The sequence below is a fragment of the Anaerotruncus sp. 1XD42-93 genome, assembly GCF_009917605.1.
Taxonomy (GTDB): domain Bacteria; phylum Bacillota; class Clostridia; order Oscillospirales; family Ruminococcaceae; genus Anaerotruncus.
Map to the genome: position 1 here is coordinate 1 of NZ_QZEG01000109.1, position 4,180 is coordinate 4,180.

At 52.3% G+C, this 4,180-nt stretch carries 5 protein-coding genes and 2 pseudogenes; all 7 read right to left on the minus strand.

Going from position 1 to position 4,180, the window contains the following annotated elements:
• Positions 1-65: 65 nt before the first annotated feature.
• Positions 66-1,088, minus strand: a pseudogene (locus D5269_RS16890) (VirB4-like conjugal transfer ATPase, CD1110 family); the annotation flags it as partial.
• Positions 988-1,422 (minus strand): PrgI family protein, encoded by a 435-nt coding sequence (locus D5269_RS16895; protein ID WP_120487115.1) that lies wholly within the window; start codon positions 1,420-1,422, stop codon positions 988-990. The gene D5269_RS16895 and the pseudogene D5269_RS16890, both read right to left, overlap by 101 nt.
• 28 nt (positions 1,423-1,450) lie before the next feature.
• Positions 1,451-2,029 carry an MT-A70 family methyltransferase gene (locus D5269_RS16900; RefSeq protein WP_120487117.1) on the minus strand — a complete coding sequence of 193 codons (579 nt, stop codon included), beginning with the start codon at positions 2,027-2,029 and terminating at the stop codon, positions 1,451-1,453.
• Positions 2,029-2,487: a SpoVG family protein gene (locus tag D5269_RS16905; protein WP_120487119.1), complete on the minus strand. Its 459-nt coding sequence runs from the start codon at positions 2,485-2,487 to the stop codon at positions 2,029-2,031. The genes D5269_RS16900 and D5269_RS16905 overlap by 1 nt, the downstream gene beginning before the upstream one ends.
• Before the next feature lie 44 nt (positions 2,488-2,531).
• Entirely contained in the window at positions 2,532-3,395 is an 864-nt protein-coding gene (locus tag D5269_RS16910) for a VirB6/TrbL-like conjugal transfer protein, CD1112 family (RefSeq protein WP_006861291.1), read from the minus strand.
• A gap of 6 nt (positions 3,396-3,401) precedes the next feature.
• Positions 3,402-3,617, minus strand: a complete 216-nt coding sequence (locus D5269_RS16915) for a Maff2 family mobile element protein (protein ID WP_006861290.1) — start codon at positions 3,615-3,617, stop codon at positions 3,402-3,404.
• 236 nt (positions 3,618-3,853) lie between these two features.
• A pseudogene (locus D5269_RS16920) lies at positions 3,854-4,180 on the minus strand (type IV secretory system conjugative DNA transfer family protein); the annotation flags it as partial.

A 4,180-nucleotide genomic window follows, 5' to 3' on the forward strand; every position in this document is an offset into this window, starting at 1 on the left:
TTTCCCGCGCTATCTTACGGGGTTGTGCCTTAGTCAACTCCTTATTACACCCTATCTGGGCGCAACATGTCATACCCGGCACGGACCGCTTTTTTCTGTTCTTCAATGGTCATTTTCTGCAAATCGGACATCTTGCGTTTGATGTTCTTGATCGCCTGGGCCTGGTCGATGGACTGGATATGCAGGTTCACCGTCACGGCGTCGTCCAGGTCCAAAAGCTCCGCCAGCAGCCGGTCCGTCAGCTCCGGCGCTAGAATCTGCAAAAAGGACACCGCCCCGGAATGGTCGGCCACCCGGAAGGTCTTTCCGTCATTTGAGAACGACAGGCCGGAGGGCGCAATAAAATCCTTTGTAGAAAGCCCGGTTTTCGGCAGGTCCGCCCAGGTAAAATGAAACTTTTCCTGCCCGTCCGGGTGGAGCTGGCTGTGAAGGAGCTCCAGGCGTTCCAACCCGTCTAATGGCTTTGCCTGGGCTCCCAGGGCCTTGAAATTCGCCAGCACGTCGGCCTCGATCCGCTCCAGGCGCATCTTCGCGGTGCGAAGGTCGTCAGCCTCAATTCCAAAAGTGATATATTTCCGTTTGGTAAGGCCGTTGTTGCCTTTTTGGAGCTGACCTTTCAGCATATCCCCATACTCCCTGCGGATTCCGTCATATTCGTCGCCGCGGATGGGGATGTCGATACTGCGGGCGAAATCCTGCATATTGGCCCGCTGGTTAATGAAAGTAAGCTGCACATGGATCGAAGCGTCAAAATAATTGAGGAAATCACAGTAACCCTCAAAAATCTGCGCTTTGTCATCCGCCTGTGCAAGCTGGTAGTTAATATCAAAAAACTGCACCGTCTTGGTGTAGAGTTTGTCGGTCAGCCGGCAGATTCCATCCCGGTACATTTCCTTATAGGGAATACTCTGCTGGACCGTCTGCGGGGCGTCCGTTTTCAGCCCGGCAAAAAAGCCGCCCTTTTTAGGCGGCCTAGTGCGGACAGTCTTATTTCCGCTTGTCTTTGCATCGGCCCTGGCCTTTTTTGCCTGCCTGATGTTTCTTTGCAGACGTTTTTCCTGGGCTTCCTGCTGTTTGGTTTTTGGCAATCCTCGTAACCTCCTTCTTTGACATGGATTTATACAGGTTTTCCGTCCGGTATGGCCGTTTCTTCGGCCAGAGCTTATAGCGGAGCCTGTTTTTCAGAAGTTTCTCCGCCGGCTGTCCGTCCCGCTCATACATGGCGAAAAAGAAAAAGGGCATCATAATCCCGATCATCATCAGCACCGCCGCCGAGTTGCCGATAGCGCCGCGGGTAAGGAAATATACCGGCAGTCCCACCAGTGCGGCCAGACTGAAACAAATAAGCTGGCGCTTCGTCAGGTTAAACGCCAGCTTGGTCTTGACTTTCGTTAAGTCTTTGGGTACGGGTACATAAGGCATTGTTTTCACCTCCAATCGTGATATACCGTCAATATTTATCTGATTCCCTTGTGTCCGTCTTTCCGGGCATCGTGATACTGGAATCCACTTCATTGCCCCACACATCCCAGCCGGGGGCCTGTTGTCTTGCAAACAGTTCCACCCTGGGGAGGTCGCCCATAAGTTTCACAATCTTATCCCGCACCTCGTCCGGCTTCTTGCTGTGCTGTTCGATATGGGAGATCACAAACTGGTGGATTCCCGCACACTGACGTTTGGGGCGCCCCTTGGTCGCCAGTAAGCACACCTCCGCGTTTGAGCGGGTCCAGAACCCCATCCCATAAAACCAGCTATCTGCTTTCCGGTTCTGTTTCAGCCAGAGGAAGGCCAGCGTCTTATATTTGAAGCCCCATGCCTCCATAACACGGAACGCCTCATTAAGCTGTGGGAAGGTGGCCCATAGAAAAAGCGCACTGTCTCTAGCCGCAAGGTCTGCAACCGGTAGCGCGCATATTTCTTCTATGCTCATGGTTGGGTAATGGTTTTCCGCCACCCCGTTGCCGCGTTTCATATCATAACGCCAGGGCGGGTCCGCATACACGATGCTATATTTTCCAGCCTCCGGCATTATCGGGCCTGCTCATTCTTGGTGGGAGCGGATTTTGCCGGAGGCGTCTTAACCTTACCGGCATTTTCTTTCAGGGCGCCGGTTAGGGATGGTTTCTCCGCCGCTCCCTTTGTCGCTTCAAGGGTGGCCTGCAAATTTTCAATCGCCTGGCCGTACCCTTCAATCAGGGCGTCGTTAAGCTGCCTGCGGAAATCCGCCGTCACCGGCCAGCAGACATCCCTCCATTTTCCCTGCTTATCCTGGGTAGAGGGCATGTTGACATACAGCCCCTTTTCGCCGGAGCAGATACGGAAGCCGTCAATCTTGAAGCTGTCGCCGATGGTCACATTGGCGTAAGCCAGCAGGTTTCCCATCGGGGCAATCGGGCGTACAGTTACATCCAGCTTTAAGCCTCCGCCCGCCTGAGCCTCCGGTGCCTGTACCTCCGGCTGCACGGGTTCGTTGTTTGTCTTACTCATATAGAAAAGTCCTCCTTCTTGTTAAGATGTAAGTTGGTTACACGCTAATGCGAGTTAAAAATGCTTTTGGATAGCGAGCCTGTCTTAAACAGGGCAAAGGCCAGCAGGACCGTATAGCCTGCCGTGCCCCAGATCGCGCCGTGAATGTCGCCGGAAGAAGGGATCGACTGGACCAGCACCGCATAAATCGCGACACAGACCAGGATCAAAAACCCCTGAAAACCTAAAGCAAACAGGGAACGCAGGTAATTTGTCCCCATCTGCCCCCATTCACGGTTTGCCATTGTGGAAAAGGGTATGGGTGCCAGGCTGACCGTAAGATATATCTCGATCATACGGCCATACACAATGACAAAAATCACGATGGACAACACCCACATGCACAGGTTGATGATGTTGGTCTCCAGCCACAGACCGATCAGCTCCCACATCCCCATTGCTTCAAGCTGCGTTTCCAGGTCGGCCAGCGCAGCGGTAACATCCATGTTCCCGTTTATCACGCCGGCGCTTTGGCTCACCACATTCTGGGCGACGTCAAACACCGCCATGACGATAGTAAAGCAGTTGGTGAGCAGGTAGGTGGCAACAAAGGTTTTGAAAATCCACTTGAAGATGTTGAATGTATCAAAATCGTGCATGTTGTTCTTTTCAAGAATCATTTGAATCAGTTCATAGACAAGAACAAAAGTCAGGATGATTCCCGCAATGGGAATGACGACGGTTTCAGAAAGATTCTGGATCATGCTGAACACGCCGCCATTCCACCCCTGCGGCGTCTGGCCTACCTGCGAGGCCACATCCGAGACCTGGCTGTTGACGGATTCAAAGATACCGGTGTATTGTCCTGTGATCGCTTCGATTAAGCCCTCTTTAATCCAGTCTGTTATCCTTTCAAACAGACTGCCCATCGGCTATTAACCGAACAGGCCGGAGAGCAGCGGGATCAGCGTGGCACCCACCAGCGCAATACCGCCGCCAGCCATAAGCTGTTTCATGCCCTGGGATTTTGCCCCAGGGTTGTCATTGCCATAACCTTCCAGAAGGTTGATGACGCCCCATGCACCGAGGCCGGCGCCCAGAGCAATAACCAGGATTTTCAGGGTATCAATCGCACTTGCAAAAAAAGCCATATAGTTCCTCCTTTAATTTAAGAAATATTGTTTTTGTGGTGTGGCCGTTTCAGGCCGGAAACGAAAAAACGCCCCTGTGCTTCAAGAGAATTTACATCAAGCACAGGGGCGGCATAGTCCAGGGCGTACCTGGAAAGTATTCAGTTGTCAGGGGAGGGGCACGAATCCTCAATAAAACCTCCTTCCGGTGAAAAGAAAAAACCCTTCAAAGCCAGAAACTTTAACAGGCAGCTACATCATCCTGCAGCCGGAGCCTCCAAATCCTCCGCTGTGACCTCATAATTGCGGTACAGCTCGCCAGGACGCATCGGCATTTTTGTAGATAAGAATTTTTCAATGTCAAAAGCGTTTTTCTCATTGAAATCGGAAAGTAGCCGGTAATTTGGGTGTTTGGTAATATCGTACTTGCGGGAGAGGAAAGGACGCACACCCCTGATCTGCAGCAGGCATTTTCCGCCGTCCATGACGGCCAGCTCGTCCACCGACATTAAATCTTTTCCGAGTTTCTGGTAATTTACCCCCATGCTGCGCTGGCTTCCCCGCGTGTCGGAGGTGTTGAAAAG